This window comes from Paraburkholderia gardini, assembly GCF_907164545.1.
Taxonomy (GTDB): Bacteria; Pseudomonadota; Gammaproteobacteria; order Burkholderiales; family Burkholderiaceae; genus Paraburkholderia; species Paraburkholderia gardini.
In genome coordinates, this window is record NZ_CAJQZB010000002.1 from 12,968 (window position 1) to 33,965 (window position 20,998).

Annotated in this window: 21 protein-coding genes; 7 read left to right on the top strand and 14 right to left on the bottom strand. The window is 63.4% G+C overall.

What is annotated here, in order from left to right:
• Window positions 1-5: 5 nt before the first annotated feature.
• The 4 genes from LPA37_RS01925 to LPA37_RS01940 form a co-directional block, all read right to left on the bottom strand.
• Window positions 6-1,280 carry an AGE family epimerase/isomerase gene (locus tag LPA37_RS01925; protein ID WP_228977196.1) on the bottom strand — a complete coding sequence of 425 codons (1,275 nt, stop codon included), beginning with the start codon at window positions 1,278-1,280 and terminating at the stop codon, window positions 6-8.
• Window positions 1,277-2,263: a LacI family DNA-binding transcriptional regulator gene (locus LPA37_RS01930; protein WP_229011231.1), complete on the bottom strand. Its 987-nt coding sequence runs from the start codon at window positions 2,261-2,263 to the stop codon at window positions 1,277-1,279. The genes LPA37_RS01925 and LPA37_RS01930 overlap by 4 nt, the downstream gene beginning before the upstream one ends.
• A 329-nt stretch (window positions 2,264-2,592) precedes the next feature.
• Window positions 2,593-4,428 (bottom strand): EAL domain-containing protein, encoded by a 1,836-nt coding sequence (locus LPA37_RS01935; protein WP_228977198.1) that lies wholly within the window; start codon window positions 4,426-4,428, stop codon window positions 2,593-2,595.
• A gap of 268 nt (window positions 4,429-4,696) precedes the next feature.
• Entirely contained in the window at window positions 4,697-5,722 is a 1,026-nt protein-coding gene (locus tag LPA37_RS01940; protein ID WP_229011233.1) for a bile acid:sodium symporter family protein, read from the bottom strand.
• Window positions 5,723-6,255: 533 nt separating this feature from the next.
• Between LPA37_RS01940 and LPA37_RS01945 the strand changes: the two genes are divergently transcribed.
• The 3 genes from LPA37_RS01945 (at window position 6,256) to LPA37_RS01955 (ending at window position 9,479) form a co-directional block, all read left to right on the top strand.
• Window positions 6,256-6,774 carry a hypothetical protein gene (locus LPA37_RS01945; protein WP_229011235.1) on the top strand — a complete coding sequence of 173 codons (519 nt, stop codon included), beginning with the start codon at window positions 6,256-6,258 and terminating at the stop codon, window positions 6,772-6,774.
• Between the two features lie 455 nt (window positions 6,775-7,229).
• A complete protein-coding gene (locus LPA37_RS01950) occupies window positions 7,230-8,318 on the top strand; it encodes a porin (RefSeq protein WP_228977206.1) in 1,089 nt (362 codons plus the stop codon).
• Window positions 8,319-8,540: 222 nt separating this feature from the next.
• Window positions 8,541-9,479 (top strand): LysR family transcriptional regulator, encoded by a 939-nt coding sequence (locus LPA37_RS01955; RefSeq protein ID WP_229011237.1) that lies wholly within the window; start codon window positions 8,541-8,543, stop codon window positions 9,477-9,479.
• Between the two features lie 40 nt (window positions 9,480-9,519).
• Here the strand turns inward: LPA37_RS01955 and LPA37_RS01960 are convergent, their stop codons facing one another.
• A complete protein-coding gene (locus LPA37_RS01960) occupies window positions 9,520-10,473 on the bottom strand; it encodes an NAD(P)H-dependent flavin oxidoreductase (protein WP_228977214.1) in 954 nt (317 codons plus the stop codon).
• 295 nt (window positions 10,474-10,768) lie between these two features.
• Here LPA37_RS01960 and LPA37_RS01965 point away from each other — a divergent pair, with 295 nt between their 5' ends.
• A complete protein-coding gene (locus tag LPA37_RS01965; protein ID WP_228977215.1) occupies window positions 10,769-11,659 on the top strand; it encodes an alpha/beta fold hydrolase in 891 nt (296 codons plus the stop codon).
• Window positions 11,660-11,713: 54 nt separating this feature from the next.
• On the opposite strand, the gene LPA37_RS01970 is transcribed toward LPA37_RS01965, so the two are convergent.
• Window positions 11,714-12,199 (bottom strand): Lrp/AsnC family transcriptional regulator, encoded by a 486-nt coding sequence (locus LPA37_RS01970; protein WP_228977216.1) that lies wholly within the window; start codon window positions 12,197-12,199, stop codon window positions 11,714-11,716.
• A 115-nt stretch (window positions 12,200-12,314) separates the two neighbouring features.
• Between LPA37_RS01970 and LPA37_RS01975 the strand changes: the two genes are divergently transcribed.
• The gene (locus LPA37_RS01975; protein WP_229011240.1) at window positions 12,315-13,214 is read left to right on the top strand and encodes a DMT family transporter; all 900 of its coding nucleotides are present in this window, start codon (window positions 12,315-12,317) and stop codon (window positions 13,212-13,214) included.
• Between the two features lie 309 nt (window positions 13,215-13,523).
• Here LPA37_RS01975 and LPA37_RS01980 read toward each other — a convergent pair whose 3' ends face one another.
• The 7 genes from LPA37_RS01980 to LPA37_RS02010 form a co-directional block, all read right to left on the bottom strand.
• Window positions 13,524-14,441: an MBL fold metallo-hydrolase gene (locus LPA37_RS01980; protein WP_228977218.1), complete on the bottom strand. Its 918-nt coding sequence runs from the start codon at window positions 14,439-14,441 to the stop codon at window positions 13,524-13,526.
• Entirely contained in the window at window positions 14,438-14,887 is a 450-nt protein-coding gene (locus LPA37_RS01985) for a MaoC family dehydratase (RefSeq protein ID WP_228977219.1), read from the bottom strand. Before LPA37_RS01985 ends, LPA37_RS01980 begins: the two co-directional genes overlap by 4 nt.
• The gene (locus tag LPA37_RS01990) at window positions 14,884-15,126 is read right to left on the bottom strand and encodes a DUF1289 domain-containing protein (protein WP_228977221.1); all 243 of its coding nucleotides are present in this window, start codon (window positions 15,124-15,126) and stop codon (window positions 14,884-14,886) included. Before LPA37_RS01990 ends, LPA37_RS01985 begins: the two co-directional genes overlap by 4 nt.
• Window positions 15,123-15,650 (bottom strand): YbaK/EbsC family protein, encoded by a 528-nt coding sequence (locus LPA37_RS01995; RefSeq protein ID WP_229011414.1) that lies wholly within the window; start codon window positions 15,648-15,650, stop codon window positions 15,123-15,125. The genes LPA37_RS01990 and LPA37_RS01995 overlap by 4 nt, the downstream gene beginning before the upstream one ends.
• A gap of 70 nt (window positions 15,651-15,720) precedes the next feature.
• Window positions 15,721-16,647 (bottom strand): hydroxymethylglutaryl-CoA lyase, encoded by a 927-nt coding sequence (locus tag LPA37_RS02000; protein ID WP_229011242.1) that lies wholly within the window; start codon window positions 16,645-16,647, stop codon window positions 15,721-15,723.
• 41 nt (window positions 16,648-16,688) lie between these two features.
• Entirely contained in the window at window positions 16,689-17,630 is a 942-nt protein-coding gene (locus tag LPA37_RS02005; protein WP_229011243.1) for a 2-hydroxyacid dehydrogenase, read from the bottom strand.
• A gap of 39 nt (window positions 17,631-17,669) precedes the next feature.
• Window positions 17,670-18,116, bottom strand: a complete 447-nt coding sequence (locus tag LPA37_RS02010; RefSeq protein ID WP_229011245.1) for a VOC family protein — start codon at window positions 18,114-18,116, stop codon at window positions 17,670-17,672.
• Window positions 18,117-18,318: 202 nt separating this feature from the next.
• Between LPA37_RS02010 and LPA37_RS02015 the strand changes: the two genes are divergently transcribed.
• Entirely contained in the window at window positions 18,319-18,921 is a 603-nt protein-coding gene (locus tag LPA37_RS02015; RefSeq protein WP_228977525.1) for an RBBP9/YdeN family alpha/beta hydrolase, read from the top strand.
• 18 nt (window positions 18,922-18,939) lie between these two features.
• On the opposite strand, the gene LPA37_RS02020 is transcribed toward LPA37_RS02015, so the two are convergent.
• The gene (locus tag LPA37_RS02020; RefSeq protein ID WP_229011247.1) at window positions 18,940-19,584 is read right to left on the bottom strand and encodes a hypothetical protein; all 645 of its coding nucleotides are present in this window, start codon (window positions 19,582-19,584) and stop codon (window positions 18,940-18,942) included.
• Between the two features lie 332 nt (window positions 19,585-19,916).
• Between LPA37_RS02020 and LPA37_RS02025 the strand changes: the two genes are divergently transcribed.
• Window positions 19,917-20,966, top strand: a complete 1,050-nt coding sequence (locus LPA37_RS02025) for a sulfate ABC transporter substrate-binding protein (protein WP_407672471.1) — start codon at window positions 19,917-19,919, stop codon at window positions 20,964-20,966.
• Window positions 20,967-20,998: the final 32 nt, after the last annotated feature.

Consider the following 20,998-nt stretch of genomic DNA (forward strand, 5'->3'; position numbering starts at 1 on the left):
GGTGGTCACCGTGCGGATTCGACAGGCGCGTCGGCCAGTGCGTGCGTCAGCACTTCGTAACACGCGCCCATCGTGTGATAGTCGGTCTTGCCGGCCGGGCTCTTTTCGTCGCTGTACTTGCGGTTGTCGCACGTGAGAATGCGATACCACGCACCATGACGATGGTCGACGAAGTATGCCCAGCTGTAACGCCAGACTTCGTCATACCAGTCCCAGAAGCGCTCGTTGCCCGTGCGTTTGCCGAGCAGCGCCGCCGTCGCGAAGGTTTCGGCCTGCACCCAGAAGTACTTGTCATGATCGCAGACTGTACGGTCCGGGCCGAAGCCGTAGTACAGGCCGCCGTGGTTTTCGTCCCATGCGTGCGTCATCGCGGCGTCGAAGAGTTCGATGGCGCGCGGCAGCAGCCACGGCAGCGGACGATGACGTTCGAGAATCAGCAGCAGCTTCGCCCATTCTGTCTGGTGGCCCGGCTGGAAACCCCACGGACGGAAGATGTTCGAGCTGTCTTCCTCGTTGTAATGCCAGTCCACCGACCAGTCCGCGTGGAAATGTTCCCACACCAGACCTTGCGACAGCTTTGCCTGCCGCAGCGTGATATTCGACGCGACGCGCTCCGCCCGGTCGAGATACACGAGATGTCCGGTCGCTTCGTACGCGGTCAGAAGCGCCTCGGTAGTGTGCATGTTCGCGTTCTGGCCGCGATAGCTCGATACGTGCCAGTCGGCCGATGCTTCGTCGGCGTAAAGACCGGCGGCGGCGTCCCAGAAGCGGTGTTCCATCAGTTCGAAGGTCGCGGCGATCATCGGCTTCGCTTCCTCGATGCCCGCCATCGCCGCATGCGAATACGCGAGCAGCACGAACGCGAGGCCATAGCAGTGGCGCGTCGAATCGAGCACGCGCTTGTGGCCGTCGCGCCATTCGAGCTCCCAGTCGTAGCCTTCGTGCTGGGCGTCCCAGTGCGCGTCGCGCAGAAAACGCATGCCGTGGCGTGCGTATTCCAGATGCTGCGGGTCGCCGAACTGGCGGTATGCCATCGCGTAGTTGAAGACGTAGCGGCAGCTGCTTACCAGGTGGCGCGTGGTTTTGTCGTAGATCGAACCGTCGTCGCGGAAGAAGTGGAAGAAGCCGCCACCTGGATCGAGCACGTTCGGCGCGTAGAAGCGCAGCGTGTCCTTGATGTGCGAAAGCAGGAATTCCGGTTCGCGGAAGCTGGCGACGGGCGGCACGGGCACCGGGGCTTCGGCGTGAGGGTTGGCGTGATTCAGGTCGGGTTGCGTCATGGCTTTTTCACCGAAGTGCTGGCACGGGCGATGAGTTGAACAGGCAGGCGGACTTCCGTTTCGGCTGGCGCGTCTTCGAGCAGCAGCTCGACGCCGCGCCGGCCGAGCGCTTCCTTGTCGACGGCGATCGTTGACAGTGGCGGCGTGGCATGCGCCGCAGCGGGAATATCGTCGAAGCCGATGATGGCGATGTCTTCCGGCACGCGCAGGCCGCGCGCCAGACAGACGCGCATCGCGGCGAGCGCGGCGGCGTCGTTGTAGGCGAATACGGCGTCGACGCGCGGGCCCGGTGCGTCGAGCAGACGCTCCATCGCCTGCGCGGCGCCGGTGTCGGGATCGAGGCCGGCGTCCATCGCGACTTCCAGCGACGGGTCGAACAGCAGCCCCGCCTCGAAGAACGCGCGACGGTAGCCGAGCGCGCGCTGCGCGATGCTGAAATGCGCGAGCGAGCCGCCGATGAACGCGATGCGTGTGCGTTTCTGCGCGAACAGATGCCGCATCGCGAGTGCCGCACCTTCGGCGTTGTCGAGATTCACCGAACGCAGGCCGGGTGCCCACAGATCGATCAGCACGAGCGGCCGCTGCATCGCGACGAGCGTGGCAAGCGTCTCCGGTTCGACGAACCCGGCGACGGCGACCGCGTCCGGCGAATGGACACGCATCTGCTGGATCACGTCCTCGGTCGGGCCGGCCGTCAGCAGCGACGGCACGATGCCGCGCTCGCGGCACGCGTCCTCGACACCGTGCAGCACGTGCGAAAAGAACGGGCTGACGGTGAAGTTGTTGTGCTGGCGATGCAGCAGGAACGTGAGCCGGCGGATACGCGGACGCAGTTGCGCGGCGTCGTAGCCGAGCTGTCGCGCGGCCTCGACGACACGCAGACGCGTGGCATCGGAGAGACCGGGCTGATTCTTCAGCGCGCGTGAGACAGTGCCGATCGACACGCTGGCAGCGCGCGCGACGTCACGGATGGTAGTCCCCATGTACGTATGGCTGGCCGGGAAGGCCGCTGGTTTCGAGTCCGGAGATTGTATAGTAAAACGGACTCAGGAAAACCCGTTCGTCACGGTGTTAACCCGTGTAAAGCACTGTATTTAATGGCTGATATCAAGCTTTTATGTGTTTAGTAAAATCAACTAAACGAGCTGTTGCAGTGCATTTTCGACGGGCGTGTGCAGGCGGGCGCATCCCCACGATGCCGGGTTGTCGTGTCAGTCTGATGTGATATCCGGGTCGGACGGCAGCGCGTTCGTGGCGCTTGCCGTGGGTGCGTGCGGGTAACTTCGGGTGGCCCTGGCCGTTCAGCTGCCGCTCATGCTGGCGATTCGATGCGCCCGCGCAGCAGCGCCTCGCTCTCGGCGCTGTCGATCAGCACGAAACCCGAAGGCTCCTGTTTCGCCCGACGCTTCGCCAGTGCCGCAACCGAGGCGATCTCCTCGCTCGTATAGAGCGCGGCATCGCTGTCCGGTTTCACGCGCACGCTGCCGATCGCCATCGTCACGAAGCTGAAGAACGTCGGATTGCCGCGCCGGTCTTCGCCGTGGATGCCGCCCGCCAGCCGGTCGGCCGGTGCGTAGAAACGCTGCGCGCCTTCGTTGAAGGCGTGGATCGCGTCCATCGCGCGTTCGAGCCAGTCTTCGCTCTGGAACAGGATCAGGAAATCGTCGCCGCCGACGTGCCCGAGAAAATCGCGCGTCGGGTCGCAGACGTCGGCGAGCACGGCGGCCGCGAACTTCAGCACTTCGTCGCCCTGCCAGTAGCCGTATTCGTCGTTGAACGGCTTGAAGTGGTTCAGGTCGACGTAGCACGCGCAGAACGCGGCGTTGTTGTTGAGGAGCCGCCCGATGTGCGAGCTGATCGGAATGTTGCCCGGCAGGAACGTCAGCGGATTCGCGTAGCGCGCCGCCTCGATGCGCACTTCCGTGACCGCGCGCACGAGTTTCTCGCCGGTGCCGAGGCCGGCATATCTGCCGTTATCGGTAATGACGAAGCCGTCGGCCAGATACCGCTGGTCGTCGCTCGCGAGCAGTTTCGCCATCTGCTCGACGGTCATCGATTTTTCGATGACGAAGGGCGACGCGTTCGCGAACAGCAGGCACGGGCGCTTGCCGAACAGTTCGCGGTGATACGGCAGCGCGTAGCGGTCCATGAATGCGCGGCGATTGATGAGCGCGACCGGCTCGTCGTTCTCGACGACGGCAAGGGCGTGCAGGTCCGGCAGGCGGTTGAAGAGATCGAGCACGTCGTTATTCGTCGCTTCGCGCGGCAGCGCGGGCGCATGCACCAGCATCCTGTCCGACGCCATGCCGCCCGACGGCGATGCGCTCACGGTACGTGTCGTCTCCGGGAACACCGCGATGTGATGCGCGCGGATGGCCTCGCGGGCGTCGTCGCTGACAAGGCGCGACGGCTGCGCGTGCGGACGTCCGAAGAAATACCCCTGCCCGCAACCGATCCCCATGTCGCGCACGACGATCAGGTCCGCTTCGTTCTCGATGCCCTCCGCGACGAGCCGCGCGCCGCTCGCGTTCGCGAAATGCTGCATCGCCTTGACGGCTTCGAACTTGAGCGGATCGCTCGCGATGTCGTGAATGAAGAAGCGGTCGATCTTCACGACGTCCGGTTGCAGGCGCACCCACAGGTTCATGCTCGCGTTCGCCGTGCCGTAGTCGTCGAGCGCGAACTGCGCGCCGGACGAACGCAGCGCCTGGATGATCGGCAGGAAGCTGCCGATGTCCGGAATCGCGCTTTGTTCTGTCAGTTCGATCACGATCCGGTTCGCCGCGACGCCCGACTGTCGCAGAAGCGAAAGCGTGCTTTCACGTGCGTCGGCGAGCGCGCGGATGGCGCCGGCGCTGAAGTTGAGAAACAGCTTGCCTTCGCATTCGAGGCGCGCGAATGCGTCGATGCATACGTGCGCGGCGGCGCGTTCGAGTGCGATCGCGCAGCCTTCGGCCGTCGCCTGCGCGAAGAGCGCGTGCGGCGCTTCCAGCGGCGAGCCGGACGGACCGCGGATCAGACCTTCGTAGCCGAGGATCGTCCCGTCGTCGAAATCGACGATGGGCTGGAACACCGCGGACAGATCGCGACGGGCAATCAGATCTTCGATGCCCGACGAGGGCTGGCCGAGGGGCGAGCGAACAGACATGAGCAGGGTTGCCGAAACGAGTGGACTGTCGGCTTAACGGCCGCGGCGGGTAGCAATTAAGTGAATTTTTGGTGAAGCTTTGCACTGCAATGGTGCGTGATGGATGTCACTGACTATGCCATCCGGCCGAGGTGACGGCGGGCGCGGCGTCGCGTGAAATAACAAAAAAGCCGCACACGGCGGCTTTCCAGTTTCACGAGGGGTTGTTGCCTCGTCGTACTCTCGCTCAGGAGATCTCATGGTTCATCTGTTCGACGCATCCATCCGCTCAGCGGCGCGCAACCGCGGCTGGTCGGGCTTCCTTGCTGGCGGCGCGCTTCTCGGGGCTGATATCGCGGGCGCCCCAGCGCTGCGCGAGCGCCGCACACACCATCAGCTGGATCTGATGGAACAACATCAGCGGCAGCACCACCGCCCCCACCGAATGCGAAGCAAAAATCACCTTGGCCATCGGCACACCGGCCGCGAGGCTTTTCTTCGAACCGCAGAAGATGATCGTGATCTGATCCGCGCGGTTAAAGCCAAGCCGCTTGCTGACGAACATCGTGAGCGCGAGCGCGATAGCGAGCAGCACCGCACACACCACGAGGAGGCCTGCCAGGGCGGCGAGCGGAATGTGATGCCAGAGGCCTTCGTTCACGGCCTCGCTGAAGGCGGCATACACCACGAGCAGGATCGAGCCCTGGTCGACGAACTTCAGCACGCCGCGATTACGCTCGATCCACCGGCCGATCATCGGGCGCAGCAGCTGCCCGGCCACGAACGGCACGAGCAGTTGCAGCACGATGCTCCACACCGTGTGCCAGGCCGAAGTGCCGCCGGCAGCCTGGTTCGTGATGACCACGCTGACGAGCGCGGGCGTGATGAAGATTCCGAGCAGACTCGAAGCAGACGCACTGCACACCGCGGCGGGCACGTTGCCCTTCGCAATCGAGGTGAACGCAATGGAGGACTGGACCGTCGATGGCAGCGTGCAGAGGAAGAGAACGCCCGCATAGAGCGCCGGCGTGACGAGCGGCGAAAGAAGCGGTTTGAGCGCGAGGCCGAGCAGCGGAAAGAACGCGAACGTGCTTAGCAGTACCACCAGATGCAGCCGCCAGTGCGTTGCGCCCGCAACGATCGCCTCACGCGACAGTTTCGCGCCGTGCAGGAAAAACAGCAGCCCGACTGCAATGTTCGTTAGCCAGTTGAACGCAATGGCTGCCTGGCCGTGAACAGGCAGCAGACTAGCCAGAATGACGGTGCTGACGAGGCACAGCGTGAAATTGTCGGGAAGCAGTTTAGGGCGGGCCATCTCGGGAATCTCGAAGCAATAGATGCAGTGTGACGCGAAAAACGCTGGCGCGTGAACAGGAGCGCCGGTCACGAAAGGCAAACAATGGAAACGCCTATTGTCCGGCGTTTTCGATTGAATATGCAAATTCATTTGATGAATCGATTAATGCGTATTGAGCATGTTGCAAGCGCACGACGCCTCTCTGGTTGCAGGTGCGATTTCGTCAGACGCAATGCATTCGGTCGGATTTACTGACTGGTTCTGGCGTGCCGTATCAGGGGTGCTGGGCGCCCGCAGTTCACTTCCCGGAGAGCCTTGCCGTATGCGCTTTTTCACGAAAAACCCTGCCGTAACATGGTGTTACAACCCTTCCGGTGGCATAACATTTTTTGGCTCGACACGTCGGATGGCCGCCCATAAATTACTGCTCACAGGCTATTGGGAAGTCGTCAGGCCCGGCGCTGCGTCGCTGGCGTATCCGACTCTCAAATCAGGTTCCGCCGATGCTCGAACGGCGAACCTGTGGCGGGTTGTCGAGCAGGTGAAGGATCGTGAACGCAGGGTATTCGAAAGGGTTGCGCTGGCTGCTGGGCGTGCTGTTTGCGCTCATGGCTACGCTCGCCTTTGCGAAACCTTCGTCTGCCCCGCGCGGCGACGTACCTCGCGGTACTGCTCACAGCGGCGGGTTCTTCCGCCCGGTGCAGCAGAGTGCACCGGGCGGCGGTCACTGGTACGGCCTGCAACCCGGTACACGCGTCAGCCCGGGCGACCGCAATTTCGGCACGGCTCGTCGCCCGGCATCGGCGTATAGCGGCTTGCCGCACCTCGCCGCACAGGATCGTTCGTTCCGCGCCGACGGCGAACCGGTCCGTTACGCGGGTGCGATCACGCCGGTGAGTGCCGAAGGTCGCCCGGTGCCGCGTCCTCCCGTCAACGCACCTGTTGTCCGCACCGGATCGATCCGTGCCGACGTCGCCCGCTATAACGAAGAACGCGGGGCCGTGCGCTCCATTCCCCATCCGCCGGATGACGTTCCCCGTCCTCCACCGCCCTCGCCGTATCGCAATTGATCGCAACTGACTGCAGCTGATTGCTGCAGCGGAGCGCTTGCCGCCCGTCGATATGACGCGTGCGCACCACACTTTTTTGAAACCCCCAATCTTCAGGGCACGATTCGACCTTCGATGAAGTGCCGGTTGCGGCAACGCATCATGCGCACCCGGTTTGCACATGTCGCCTGTCTGCGGGGCAATGGCCACCGTGCTCGCGACGAACTGGAACGCATGTCGCACTGCAGCCGGTGCCGGATACGACCGTGCTTTAACAAGTCGTTATCCGAAGAAACTAGGCAGACCCATATACCGGCAATAACCAGACATATTTTTTTTCATAAAAATGGTCCGCAAAGATGGTCTCCGCCCACTGACCCAGATCAGCTCGACGACCTGACGGACAACAACAACCGTTTGCGCGAGTGAACCCGCCGCGCCAGCCACGCTTACTTTTGACAAAGACAGGAGAACCCATGAAAACAAACGTCAGCCGCACGCTGAAGACCGCTCTCAAGGCAAGCGTGATCGCCGGCCTGCTGGCAGGCGCCTCGACTGCGTTCGCGCAGTCGAGCGTTCAGCTCTATGGACAGGTAGACGAGTGGGTCGGCTCGCAGAAATTCCCAGGCAACCAGCGTTCGTGGGTTGTGTCGGGTGGCGGGATGTCGACTTCGTACTGGGGCATGAAGGGCGCGGAAGACCTGGGTAACGGCTACAAGGCAATCTTCACGCTGGAAGGCTTCTTCCTCGCGCAGAACGGTCAGTACGGCCGCTTCACCGGCGACACGATGTTCTCGCGTAACGCGTACGTCGGTATCGAAGCGCCGTGGGGCACGCTGACCGCCGGCCGTCTGACGACGTCGCTGTTCGTCTCGACGATTCTGTTCAACCCGTTCACCGACTCGTACGTATTCTCGCCGATGGTGTACCACACCTATCTCGGCCTCGGCACGTTCCCGACGTACAACACCGATCAGGGCGTGACCGGCGATTCGGGCTGGAGTAACGCGGTGCAGTATCAGTCGCCGAACTTCAACGGCCTGTCGGCGAGCGCGATGTACGCGCTCGGCAACACGACCGAGAACGGCGCGAAGAAGTGGAGCGGCCAGGTGTTGTACTTCCACGGCCCGTTCGCGGCGACCGCCGTGTACCAGTACGTGAACTTCAACAACGCCCCGGGCGACCTGACGGATCCGGGTGCGTCGGGTGTCCTCGGCCTGAAGAGCCAGGGTGTGGGTCAGCTCGGTTTGACGTACGACCTGAAGTACGTGAAGTTCTTCGGCCAGTACATGTACACGAAGAACGATCAGGGCGCGTTTGGCAGCTGGCACGTCAATACGGCGCAGGGCGGCGTGACCGTGCCGGCGGGTCCGGGCACGGTCATGGCGTCGTACGCGTACTCGCGTGACGGCGGCGGCCTCGACCAGACGCGCCAGACGGCGGCGCTCGGCTACGACTACCCGCTGTCGAAGCGCACGGACGTCTACGCGGCTTACATGTACGACAAGATCAGCTCGCAGTCGTCGGGCGACACGTTCGGCGTCGGTATCCGCGCGAAGTTCTAAACGTCACAGCGTCTGACAGGTAGATCTCCGGTCTCGCTCGCAGCACAACGAGGCTCTGCCGGAAAGCGGCATCGCGGGAAGTCCTGAAAAAGCCTCACGTTGCTTTCGGAACGTGAGGCTTTTTTGCGGTGCGCTGTACTGGATCCTGTCGCGCTTTCCACACTGATCCTTGATAAAGTCCTTCCGGCAGTCCCGATTCATTCCTGTTGTGAGCGATTAACCATGGATACCCTCGTCAGCATGAAAGTATTTCGCCACGTCGTCGAAGCGGGCAGCTTCGTCGCCGCGGCGGAGCGGATGGACATTTCGGCTGCGATGGCGAGCAAGCATGTGATGCATCTCGAGCAGCAGCTCGGTGCGCGCCTGCTCAACCGCACGACGCGCCGGGTTGCCCTGACCGAGGCCGGGCGCGAATACTATGAACGACTCTCGCAGGTGCTGACCGAACTCGACGAAGCCGGGCAGGCTGTCGGGGCGGCGAGCGTGGTGCCGCAAGGCAAGCTGCGGGTCTCGTCGCTCACGGCATTCGGGTTGAGTCACGTGATGAGCGCGCTGGCCGATTACGCAGCGCGGTTTCCGCAGGTCACGGTCGATATCACGTTGTCGGATCGCGTCGTCGAACTGATCGACGAAGGGTTCGATGTGGCGATCCGGGCATCGCCGACCGGCTTGAAGTCGTCTTCGCTGATTGCGCGGCAGATCGCGATGGCGCATATCGTGCTGTGCGCTTCGCCGGATTATCTGCGTCGCCACGGCACGCCGAAGACGCTCGCCGACCTCGAAAAGCACAACTTTATCCAGTACACCGGCGTGTCGGCACAGGAACTCGCGCAGGGTGTCGATGCGGCCGGCGCGCGCCTGCGCCTCGCCGGCAACATGATCGTCAACCATCTGGAGGCGCAGCGCGTGGTCGTGCTGCAGGGCGCCGGCATCGCGATGCTCGGCACCGAAGTGATCGGCGACGATCTCGCGGCCGGCCGGCTCGTGCCGCTCCTCGTCGATGAACTGGCGCCGCGCGAGTTGCCGATTCACGTCGTGTACGCGAGCCGGCGGCATCTGTCGGCGAAGGTGCGTTCGTTTGTCGATTTTCTCGCCGAACGGTTTGCGAGCGAAACGCTCTGGCCGACGCTCGATCAGATCAAGGCCGCCGCCATACGCTGAGTGAGCCTTGCCCGCCCCGCGCGCGACGGGTCAAGCCGCGCTAGATGCGCAGCCGCGACTTTGCCGCTTCGTATTCCTGCTTCAGACGCGCGACAAGCCCGCCCACCGAAGGCACGTCGTCCATCAGGCCGACGCCCTGGCCCGCACCCCAGATGTCTTTCCACGCCTTGGCCTTGTCGCCGCCGAAGTTCATCTTCGTCTTGTCGGATTCCGGCAGCGCGTCCGGATCCAGCCCGGCGTTCACGATGCTCTCGCGAATGTAATTGCCGTGCACGCCCGTGAAGAGGTTCGTGTAGATGATGTCCGACGCGCTGGAATTCACGATCGCGTGCTTGTAGCTTTCGACCGCGTGCGCTTCCCGCGTCGCGATGAAGCGTGTGCCCATGTAGGCGAGATCGGCGCCCATTGCCTGGGCAGCCAGGATCGAACCGCCGTTGGCGATCGCGCCCGACAGCACGATCGGGCCGTCGAACATTTTTCGCACTTCGCCGGTCAGCGCGAATGGCGAAGTGGTGCCCGCGTGCCCGCCGGCGCCGGCCGCGACGAGAATCAGGCCGTCGACGCCCGCTTCCAGCGCTTTCGCCGCGTGCCGCAGGTTGATCACGTCGTGCAGCACGATGCCGCCGTAGCTATGCACGGCGTCGATGATTTCCTTCGACGGCGCGCGCAGGCTGGTGATGAAAATCGGAATCCTGTGTTCGACGCACACACGCACGTCGTGCTCCAGCCGCGTATTCGACTGATGGACGATCTGGTTGACCGCGATCGGCCCGATCACCGCATCCGGATTCGCCGCCTTGTGTTCAGCCAGCGACGTCTGGATCTGCGTGAGCCACTCGTCGAGCAGTTCGGCGGGGCGCGCGTTCAGCGCGGGAAAGGAACCGACGATACCGGCCTTGCATTGCGCAAGCACGAGTTCGGGATAGCTGACGATGAACATCGGCGAGGCGACGACAGGCAACGCAAGATTCTGCAGGACGGCGGGCAATGCCATGGCGCAAGTCTCCTTGTGGGCGGAACGGTGCACGCGGTGCTGGGCGCGCCCGGTCCTGTGAGTGTAGCGGCTGAACGGGGCGGGCGAGGCCGGCGCGGCACGCGCCGTTCGTCATCAGCATCTCAGCGCATCATTTTCAGAACGATCGTTCGATTATAGGGGAATAGCACGGACGTGCGCGAGGATGCGTGTTTGAGGGAGTGTTCGGTTTTCATGAAATGGTGGTCTGGGACACCTCCCCGGGACACCTCCCGCTTCTACAATGCAGGACACACAAAATGACAAGAGGCCTGCCATGTCCTTCGAGGAATTCACGCCGTTTCGCGTCGCCGCCGGCGATATCGACATTTTCGGCGTCAAGGGCGGCTCCGGGCCGCCGCTCCTGCTGCTGCATGGCCATCCGCAGACGCACATGATCTGGCATCGCTGCGTCGCGCAGCTGGCCGAACACTTCACCGTGATCGCCACCGACCTGCGCGGCTACGGCGCATCGGCGAAACCGGCGAGCGACGCGTCGCACATGCCCTATTCGAAGCGCGCGATGGCGGCAGATCAGGTCGCCGTCATGAAGCACTTCGGCTTCGAACGCTTTCTCGTGTGCGCGCACGATCGCGGCGCGCGCGTCGCGCACCGGATGGCGCTCGATCATCCGGACGCCGTCGAGCGTCTGATGCTGCTCGACATCGCGCCGACGCTCGCGATGTACGAAGCCACCGACCGCACGTTCGCCACGCTCTATTTCCACTGGTTCTTCCTGATCCAGCCCGAGCCGCTGCCGGAGACGCTGATCGGCGCGCATCCCGATGTATACGTCGATCGCGTGATGGGCGGCCGTCATGCCGGGCTGGCGCCGTTCGCGCCCGAAGCGCTCGCCGCATATCGCGACGCGTTGCGCCAGCCGGGCGCGGTCCACGCGATGTGCGAGGACTACCGGGCATCCGCGACGATCGATCTGGCGCACGATCGCGCGGATATCGAGCGCGGTCACAAGATCGGCTGTCCGTTGCGCGTGCTGTGGGGCGCGGAGGGCGTCGTCGAAAAATGCTTCGCGCCGCTCGATGAGTGGCGGCACGTTGCGCGCGATGTCAGCGGACGCGCGCTGCCGTGCGGGCATTACATCCCGGAAGAAGCGCCGGATGCGCTCGTCACCGAAATGCTCGCGTTCTTCGAAGCGATCGAGCAGTAACGGCGCCGCGCGCGTGTCTTCGCCAGTCGTTAGTCGTTAGCCGTCAGGTGTCGATCACGGGTCGGTGAACGCGAGCGGCGGCAGCCGGCGTGCGATGGGCGTCGATTTCACGATCGCCGTGCTCGTTTCGGCGCGCTCCGTCACCTTCGACAGGATCGCGTCGAGCTGATCGATCGAGCGCAGAAACAGCCGGCAGACGAAGCAGTCGTCGCCCGTCACCTTGTCGCATTCCACGAACTCCGGAATGCGGCGGATCACGTCTTCCACGAGATGCAACTGGCCGGGCAACGGCTTCACGCGCACGATTGCCTGCAGCGTGTAGCCGAGTGCGCGCGGGTCGAGCTGCACGGTGAAGCGCTCGATCACGCCCTGCGCATCGAGCCTGCGCAAACGGTCCGCGGTGCTCGGCGCCGAAAGTCCCACGCGGCGCGCGAGTTCGCTCACTGCAATGCGCGCGTCTTCGGCGAGTGCGGTGATGAGCACGCGGTCGATGTCGTCGAGCGTGACGGGCGCGACGTCGGAGAAAAGGCGTTTCGTCATGTCAACCTTCGTTCGAAAGGTGATTTCTGTCTCCGGCTTAAGTTTATCCATGTATTCGACTCGCCGGATTAATTACACTCCTGATAAGTAAGGAACTGGCAGGAAGGATCGAATCATGGCTTCAAGCGAAATCCGGCGCGGCGCTGCCGAAATGACCATCGCAATGCTGATGTCGGGCGTGATCGGCTGGCTCGTCGTGTCATCGCATCAATCGTCGGAAAACGTGGTGTTCTTCCGGTGCGTCTTCGGCTCGGCGACGCTCGCCATCGTGTGCGCGGCACTCGGCCTGTTCCGTCGCGACCTGTTCTCCTGGCGCATGCTGGGACTCACGGCGCTTGGCAGCGCGGCGATCGTCGCCAACTGGATCCTGCTGTTCGCGGCGTATTCGCGTGCGTCGATCTCGATGGCGACCGCCGTCTACAACACCCAGCCGTTCATGCTGGTCGCGCTCGGGGCGGTCGTGTTTCGCGAGCGCATTACGGCATCTGTCGTGGTGTGGCTGCTTGTGGCGTTCGCCGGGCTCGTGCTGGTCGTCAAGGTCGAGCCGGCGGTGCTCGCCGTGCCCGGCGAGTATCTCGATGGCGTCGCGCTCGCAGTCGGCGCGGCGTTTCTGTACGCGGTGTCGTCGATCATCACGAAGCATCTGAAGGGCACGCCGCCGCATCTGATCGCGCTGATCCAGGTTGGGCTCGGCGTGCTGATGCTCGCGCCGTTCGTCCATTTCGACGCACTGCCCGCGAGCGGCACGCAATGGCTGAAGCTGGCGACGCTCGGGATCGTCAATACCGGCGTGATGTACGTGCTGCTCTACGGCGCGATCCAGAAGCTGCCGACCGCGATGACCGGCGCGCTTTCGTTCATCTATCCGGTCGTCGCCATCATCGTGGATCGCGTGGCGTTCGGGCAGAAGCTCGCCTGGGTGCAGGTGGCGGGTGCCGCGCTCATTCTGCTCGCCGCCGCGGGCGTCAATCTCGGCTGGCGTATCGTGCCACAGCGACGTTATTCGGTATCTTAAAGCGTGAATTCCACGGCGGCAGCTTCTTCGCCAGTTCGCCGCGCAAGATGACCGGTCGCGAAGAACGATGAATGTTGCGAACGCTTACGAGTGCGGTTCGCACCATCAGAGGGCATGCGGTTTTTCAGTGGACGTCATGCTTCTGTAGGGAAATCACCGATGCGTTCGAAAGGTCCGCTCGGTATCATCCGTTTCGACGTTGATCACGTCGTCAAAAATTGCGCCGTTCGCCATCGCTGGTGAGCGGCTTTCTTTTTTGTGCGGCCGCTGTTGAGCGTCACCGTGTGCAGGGCACGTCTACAGGCCGCCTCACGCCGTGGGCGCGAGAATGCGCTCACCATCGACGCTCAGCGCGCCGCTCTTCGCAAGCCCTTCGACCAGCTCCGCCAGCAGCGCCGGCCATTGTGTTCGCGGCGCGAGCATCGTGGCGGCCGCGCGCATCGCGTTCGCTTCATCCAGCATGGCCAGCAGCGTGTCGAACGTCATCGCACGCACGTCCAGCAGCTTGAACACGATCAGGACTTTCAGCGCGTTCTTCGCATTGCGCGTGGGATCGGCGCGCAGCCACGCGACGCGCGAAAACGCCCTTTCGAGCGCCGGCTGGACGTCGGTGAACGGTGCGCCGTGGCCGGGAATGACCACGCGCACGTCGAGCTGCGCGATCTGCTCGAGCACCGTCTGCTCTTCCGCAAAGCCGCTTTCGCCTTCCAGTTCGGGAAAGATCACGCCGAAGCCGTTTTCCCACAGCGCGTCGGCGCTGATCAGCACGCGTTCGGCCGGGCAGTACAGCATCAGTGAATGCGGATCGTGTCCGGGCGCGCCGAGCACGTCCCATTGCAGCGCGCCGAGCGTAAGCGTCGTGCCGGGTTCGATCGTCTCGGTGAACCCGAAGCGTCCGCACGTTTGCCCGGTCGCGCGGAAGGTGAGGCGCGCTTCGTCCCATTCGCGCACGGCGTCCGCTTCCAGCGACGGAATCGCCGTGCGGCACGGCCAGGTGGCCTGCAACAGCGCATTGCCGCCGCAATGGTCCGAATGTAGATGCGTGTTGACGATCAGATCCAGCGGCCGCTCGCCGAGCGCCCGTTGAACGAGCGCGAGCGTCTGCTGTGCATGCGACGCGTAGCCGGTGTCGACGAGTGCCGCGCACGCATCGTCGACGAGCAGCACATTGTTCGACGACAGCCAGCCGCGTTCGAAGACGCGTATCGACGCGGGCAGTGTGATCATCGTGCGGCGCGCTCCGGTTTCGGCATGACGAGAATGGTGGAGGTGCCGAGCAGCACCGTTTCGCCGCGCTGGTTCACGACGTTGCCGTCGAGTTGCGTGAGGTCGCCGTTGAGGCTCGGCTTCCACCACGCATCGCGCACATGCCACGTGATGGTCAGCGTGTCGTTCGCGTAGACGGCCTTCTTCAGCTTGATGTCGAATTCGAGGCCGAGCGGCTGTGCGTACGTCGAGAAATGGGTCGCGAGGAGCGCCATGAAATGCGCCGACGGCTGCGTGCCCGATGCGATCAGCCCGCCGAAGCGGCTTGCAGTTGCGTACGCGTCGTCGTGATGGAGCGGATTCAGATCGTTCACCAGCGAAGCAAACGACTTCACTGAATCCGCCGATAGCGCGAGCGTGCTGCTGAACGTCTCGCCGATGGTCACAACCCGGGGCGGCGCGTTCACGTTGGAACCTTCTTTTCAGCGATGAGTTGTGCATGGCGCACATCGATGGCGTCCCAGACCGCGCGCTTTTGCTGTTCGTCGAACGACGACCAGCCCCTGATTTCATCGATGGTGCGAAGACACCCTTCGCACCATCCCGCTGCACGGTTCATGCGACAGACGTCGATGCACGGCGACGGCACCGGTGCGATGTTCGCGTTGCCGCTTTCCCTGTCTCCGGCGTTGCTGCCCGCCGTCATGCGGGCTCGCGAAGTGCGACGTCGGCAACCGGCGCGCCAGTCAGCGCGACGAGTTCCTGCGGCGAAAGGTTGAACACCGCGTGCGGATGGCCGGCCGCGGCCCACAGGCTGTCGAGCGCGAGCAGGTCGGCGTCGATCAGCGTGACGGGCGGCGTCGCATGGCCGATCGGGCACACGCCGCCAATCGCGTAGCCGGTTTTCTCGCGCACGAACTTCGCGTCCGCGCGTCCGATTGCGCCGACCTGTGCCGCCACCTTCTTTTCGTCGACGCGGTTCACGCCGCTCGCGATCACGAGCACGGGCGCATCGTCGTCGCGCCGGCGAAACAGGATCGACTTGGCGATCTGCGCCACTGAGCAGCCGAGCCCGGCCGCCGCTTCCGCCGATGTCTTGCCCGTTTCCGGCAGCATGACAACCGGCTTCGCGTGACCATGCTCGCGCAGCAGCAGCGCGACGCGGCGGGCAGAGTCGGGCAGATCGTCGAGGTTGCCGGATCCGTGAGAGGTCGTGGAGGTGCTGTCCATCATGGTTGCTGTTCCGTTCTACTTTCTGTTTGCTGTAATCGTGCGCCGCTAATGTGGCGCGAACGTGGTGCTAGGCGCACCGCGTCTCTTCGCTGCGCGCTTTCGCAAGGAGCGCCTTGCCCGCGCGCGATCCACTCGGCTTGCCGGTCGCCGTCGAGATGAAGTCGCCAATCGCCACGACCTGCGCGAGGTCGATGCCGGTTTCGATGCCAAGGCCGTTCATCAGATACAGGACATCCTCGGTGGCGACGTTGCCGGTCGCGCCTTTCGCGTAAGGGCAGCCACCCAGCCCGGCCACCGACGCGTGATAGATCTCGATGCCTTCGTTCAGCGCGGCGTAGATGTTGGCGAGCGCCTGACCGTACGTATCGTGAAAGTGACCCGACAGACGTTCGCGTGGAAACACGTGAGTCACGGCCTCGAAGACTTCACGCGTGCGCTTCGGTGTACCGACGCCGATCGTATCGGCGATATCGATTTCGTCGCAGCCGAGCGCCGCGAAGCGTTCGACCACGTCGACCACCGACGCGACCGGCACTTCGCCCTGATACGGGCATCCCAGCGCGCACGACACGCTGCCGCGAATGCGCAGTCCGGCCGCTTTCGCTGCCTGCGCAACCGGCTCGAAGCGCGCGATGCTTTCGGCGATGCTGCAATTGATGTTCTTCTGCGAGAACGCCTCGCTCGCTGCGCCGAAGATCACGATTTCATCGGCCTTCGCGGCGAGCGCGCCTTCGAAGCCGCGCAGGTTCGGCGTCAGCACCGAGTAAATCGTGCCCGGACGGCGTGCGATGCCGGCCATCACATCGGCGCCGTCGGCCATCTGCGGCACCCATTTCGGCGAAACGAACGACGCGGATTCGACGTTACGAAATCCCGCCGCCGACAGCCGGTTGATGAGGTCGACCTTGATGCGGGTCGGGACGAACTCTTTTTCGTTCTGAAGTCCGTCGCGCGGACCGACTTCAACGATCTTGACTGACTGGGGCAACGCCATGACCTGTCTCCTGCCGCATCGGAGCGGCGTATTGATTGTGTTCAGTATCCGCGTGCGAGATCGACCACGCCGGTGACCGGCTCACCGCGCATCATCGACTGGATCTTGCGCGCGACCTGCACGACGCTGTCTTCGCGCAACGTCACGGCCGAGATATGCGGTGTAATCGTAACGCGCGGCTCGCGCCAGAACGGATGGTCGGGCGGCAACGGTTCTTCGCGGAAAACGTCGAGTGTCGCGCCGGCGAGCTGGCCGTGCGCGAGCGCGTCGAGCAGATCCTGCTCGACCAGGTGTCCGCCGCGCGCCGCGTTGACGAGGTACGCACCGCGCGCGAGCTTCGAAAAGGTTCGGGCGTTCAGCACATCGCGGGTGTCGGGCGTGTGCGGCAGCAGGTTCACCAGCACCTTGACGCCATCGAGGAACGGATCGAGCTGCGCATCGCCCGCGTATGTCGCCACGCGGTCGATCTGTTTGGCGCCGCGGCTGTAGCCGCGTACCGGCAGGTCGAACGACGCGAGTGTTTTCGCGACATGCGCACCGAGCACGCCAAGGCCGAGCACACCGACGGTGAACGTCGCGCGCGGATGCGGGTCGATTTCGCGCCAGCGCCGTTCGGTCTGTTGACGTTCGTACTCGTCGAACCGGCGCATGTAGCGCAGCACGGCGTGCGTGACGTATTCGGCCATCTGCGGCGCCATGCCGGAATCTTCGAGACGCACGACCTGCGCGTGACGCGGGAGCGTGCCGGGATTCGCGTGTTCGAGCGCGAGAATCGCATCCACGCCAGCGCCGAGATTGAACACGGCGCGCAGGTCATCGCGGCTCTCGAACATTTCGCGCGGCGGGCGCCAGACAACAGCGAAATCGGCCGGCTCGCGATCGCCTGGCTGCCACTCACGCAGATTGGCTTCCGGCAGCGCGCGGGCGAAGTCATGAAGCCAGGCGCCTGCGTCCGCATGCGGCATGTAGAAAAGTATCTTCATAGGCTCACGTATGCAGGCCGGTGATGGCGGCGAAGCGCGTCATTTCGCGAAGAGCCGTCCGATGTCCCTGAATGCCTTGAATTCGAGCGCATTGCCACACGGATCGAGGAAGAACATGGTTGCCTGCTCGCCAACCTCACCCTTGAAGCGGATATGCGGCTCGATGATGAAGCGCGTACCTGCGGCCTTCAGACGTTCCGCGAGCGCGTGCCAGTCATCCATTGTCAGCACGACGCCGAAGTGACGGACCGGTACGTCGTCGCCGTCGACGGCGTTGACGGCGGCGCGGCTCACTTCGTCCGGCGCCAGGTGAGCGACCAGTTGGTGGCCGAAGAAATCGAAGTCGACCCATTCCGGCGAACTGCGGCCTTCGGCGCAACCCAGCAGGTCACCGTAAAACCCGCGGGCGTTCGAGAGACTGGTTACCGGAAACGCGAGGTGGAACGGTTGCAGCGAACGTGCCTGTGGGGACGGTGCTTGCGACATGAGGCGTTCTCCTTTTATGGACAGGCCTCATTCTACTTTTTCGCGGGACAACGCGCGCGCCGCCTGGCGGCGCGCTGTCCCTGAACCTCACCTCAAGGGGCCTGCCGTGCCGATTCATACGATAAACAAAGCACGATAAATTGGTTCGGCGGCAAGGAATCGCACGCGACAATGCAATTTAAGGATTCCGCCCGTGAGGAGAATCATGTCCTGCAGCAAATCGACGTGGCCGCCGCGCGTTGTCACCGTGCCAGGCCTGCATGGCAGCGAAGGCGCACACTGGCAAACCTGGCTCGAACGGCAGTTCGCCCGCTCGCTGCGCGTCGAACAGGCCGACTGGAATGCGCCTGAACTCGTTCGATGGTCGCAATCGGTTCGCGATGTGATCGCGCGCGAGCGTGGTCCGTTCGTGCTCGCCGCGCATAGTTTTGGGTGCCTTGCGACCGCGCATGCATTGCAGCAGGCCGCGTACGCGAGCGAAGTCGTGGGCGTGCTGCTCGTTGCACCGGCGAGCCCGGAGAAATTCGCGTTCGCCGGTGCGTTCGACGCACGAAGACTGGGCATTCCGTCCATCCTGATCGCGAGCGAGACCGACCCGTGGATGCCGCTTGCCGGGGCGCGCGAAATGGCGGCGCGTCTCGGCAGTGCGTTCGTCAATCTGGGCGATGCGGGGCACATCAATACGGCAGCAGGATTTGGACCCTGGCCCCGGGCGAAGTACTTCGTCGATACGCTGGCGCATTGCGCGGCACCGCTGCGATTTCTCGAGGAAGCGACGGTGTGCGCGGTGCAGGCCGTGGTGTGAGCGACCGGCCTGCGCTGGTCAGACCCAGTTAAAGCCTTTCGCCATGATGCCCGCCAGCGCAAAGAATCCCGCCCACATGAGACGGATTTCCAGGCGTAGCTCGCTTCGGACGCCGGTGATGCTGGTACGGACATCGGCGATGTCAGCGCGCACTGCCGTTCGAAGGCCGTCAATTTCAGTCCGGAAACCACCGATTCCAGCGTGCATTTCAGTCCGGAAACCACCGATTTCAGCACGCATTTCAGTCCGGAAACCACCGATTTCAGCATGCATTTCAGTCCGAAGGCTATCGATTTCACTGTGAACGGAGTTGAAATCAGTGCGCATTTCGGCTCTGAGATCGCTGATATCGGTGCGGACCGATTTGAATTCCACGCGTGTTTCGGCGCCAAGGCCGCCGATATCGGTATGGGCTTCAGCTCGGCATTGACCGATCTCCGCGCGAATCTCGCTGATGTCCGTGCGAATCTCGCCTCGTAGCGCGCTATTGTCGGCGCGAGACTGATCCCGAAGCGCGCTTTGTTCGGCACGAAACTCCGCGCGAAGGTCACGGAAGCCGTTGAACATGACATCGCGAACGTCGCGGATATCGTGCCGCAATACCTGGACGTCTTCCTTGAGTTGCCTCCAGGCAGCATCGAGTCTGCTGATGTGTACGGTCATCTCTTCCTCCTCACTTCGGCGAAACGCCGAGTGCGACGTTTCGTGCGCATTCGCATCGATCAACCTGGGAGAATCATCGTATAGGATATCCATGACGTGGCGAACCATCCTGCAAACAAAATTGACAGATTCATTCGCATATCCATGGCGAATGACCGAACAAGGCTGTGAGATAACAGCATCGGGCCGATCGTACGGAATCCAGATCATGTCGGACATTCGCCCGGATGGCATAGGATGTGTCGTTGCCTGTCAGCGCCATTCCGGTCGATTCGATAAAGTCGCGCTTCTGGCTGCAGATCTTTAGCTGGCGGCATATGCATTCATCATCAATGAGCGGGGAAGTAATGACAGGCAAGGCAGGCAAATCGGGGAAGGCGCGCCGGCTGGCGGCGGGGATATCGGCGCTCACGCTGTCGCTGGGTTGCGTAGGTAGCGCGCGGGCGGACGTGTCGCTGCTGAACGTGTCCTATGACGTGACGCGCGAACTGTACAAGGACATCAACACGAGCTTCGTTGCGGCCTACAGGCAGAAGACGGGCGAAACCGTATCCATACGCCAGTCGCATGGCGCGTCGAGCGCACAGGCGCTATCGGTGACACAGGGTCTGCAGGCAGATGTCGTCACGATGAACCAGCCGAACGACATCGACCTGCTCGCCGAACGCGGCCAGTTCGTGCCGGCGAACTGGCGCACACGCCTGCCGAACGGCAGCGCACCGTACACGACGACCATGGTGTTCCTCGTGCGCAAGGGCAACCCGAAGCACATCAAGGACTGGGACGATCTCGCGAAGCCGGGCGTGCAGGTCGTGATCGCGAATCCGAAGACGTCGGGTAACGGCCGCTACACGTATCTCGCGGCGTGGGGCTATCGCAAGCAGCACGGCGGCACGGACGCCCAGGCGCTCGATTTCGAAAAAGCCATCTTCAGGAACGTGCCAGTACTCGACACGGGCGGTCGTGGCGCGACCACGACGTTCACCCAGCGCGATATCGGCGACGTGCTGGTGACGTTCGAGAACGAGGTTTCGCTGATCGATACCGGTGTGGGCGCGGACAGTTTCGAAGCGGTCTATCCGTCCATCAGCCTGCTGGCCGAGCCGCCGGTGACACTCGTCGACAAGGTGGTCGACAGGCGCGGCACGCGCAAGGAGGCGCAGGCATACCTGCAGTATCTGTATTCGCCGGCAGCGCAGGAGATCATCGCGCAGCATCATCTGCGTCCGCGTGATGCGAGTGTGCTGGCAAAGCACGCAAACGAATTCAGGCCGCTGAAGACATTCACCGTCGAGCAGGAATTCGGCAGCTGGCAGAAGGCGCAGCAAACGCATTTCTCGGATGGCGGCACGTTCGATCAGATCATCGTCGACCGGAAGTGATGCGCTGAGCGGACGCGCACGTAGCACCATGC

Excerpts from the sequence above, each read along its gene's own strand:
- LPA37_RS01940 (WP_229011233.1), bottom strand. The coding sequence starts at position 5,722 with ATGGCCCGCCCTAAACTGCTTCCCGACAATTTCACGCTGTGCCTCGTC.
- LPA37_RS01975 (WP_229011240.1), top strand. The coding sequence starts at position 12,315 with ATGGCTTCAAGCGAAATCCGGCGCGGCGCTGCCGAAATGACCATCGCA.
- LPA37_RS01930 (WP_229011231.1), bottom strand. The coding sequence starts at position 2,263 with ATGGGGACTACCATCCGTGACGTCGCGCGCGCTGCCAGCGTGTCGATC.
- LPA37_RS01990 (WP_228977221.1), bottom strand. The coding sequence starts at position 15,126 with ATGACGGCGGGCAGCAACGCCGGAGACAGGGAAAGCGGCAACGCGAAC.
- LPA37_RS02000 (WP_229011242.1), bottom strand. The coding sequence starts at position 16,647 with ATGGCGTTGCCCCAGTCAGTCAAGATCGTTGAAGTCGGTCCGCGCGAC.
- LPA37_RS02010 (WP_229011245.1), bottom strand. The coding sequence starts at position 18,116 with ATGTCGCAAGCACCGTCCCCACAGGCACGTTCGCTGCAACCGTTCCAC.
- LPA37_RS02020 (WP_229011247.1), bottom strand. The coding sequence starts at position 19,584 with ATGACCGTACACATCAGCAGACTCGATGCTGCCTGGAGGCAACTCAAG.
- LPA37_RS01980 (WP_228977218.1), bottom strand. The coding sequence starts at position 14,441 with ATGATCACACTGCCCGCGTCGATACGCGTCTTCGAACGCGGCTGGCTG.
- LPA37_RS01965 (WP_228977215.1), top strand. The coding sequence starts at position 10,769 with ATGTCCTTCGAGGAATTCACGCCGTTTCGCGTCGCCGCCGGCGATATC.
- LPA37_RS01960 (WP_228977214.1), bottom strand. The coding sequence starts at position 10,473 with ATGGCATTGCCCGCCGTCCTGCAGAATCTTGCGTTGCCTGTCGTCGCC.
- LPA37_RS01935 (WP_228977198.1), bottom strand. The coding sequence starts at position 4,428 with ATGTCTGTTCGCTCGCCCCTCGGCCAGCCCTCGTCGGGCATCGAAGAT.
- LPA37_RS01950 (WP_228977206.1), top strand. The coding sequence starts at position 7,230 with ATGAAAACAAACGTCAGCCGCACGCTGAAGACCGCTCTCAAGGCAAGC.
- LPA37_RS02005 (WP_229011243.1), bottom strand. The coding sequence starts at position 17,630 with ATGAAGATACTTTTCTACATGCCGCATGCGGACGCAGGCGCCTGGCTT.
- LPA37_RS02025 (WP_407672471.1), top strand. The coding sequence starts at position 19,917 with ATGAGCGGGGAAGTAATGACAGGCAAGGCAGGCAAATCGGGGAAGGCG.
- LPA37_RS01955 (WP_229011237.1), top strand. The coding sequence starts at position 8,541 with ATGGATACCCTCGTCAGCATGAAAGTATTTCGCCACGTCGTCGAAGCG.
- LPA37_RS01925 (WP_228977196.1), bottom strand. The coding sequence starts at position 1,280 with ATGACGCAACCCGACCTGAATCACGCCAACCCTCACGCCGAAGCCCCG.
- LPA37_RS01995 (WP_229011414.1), bottom strand. The coding sequence starts at position 15,650 with ATGGACAGCACCTCCACGACCTCTCACGGATCCGGCAACCTCGACGAT.
- LPA37_RS01970 (WP_228977216.1), bottom strand. The coding sequence starts at position 12,199 with ATGACGAAACGCCTTTTCTCCGACGTCGCGCCCGTCACGCTCGACGAC.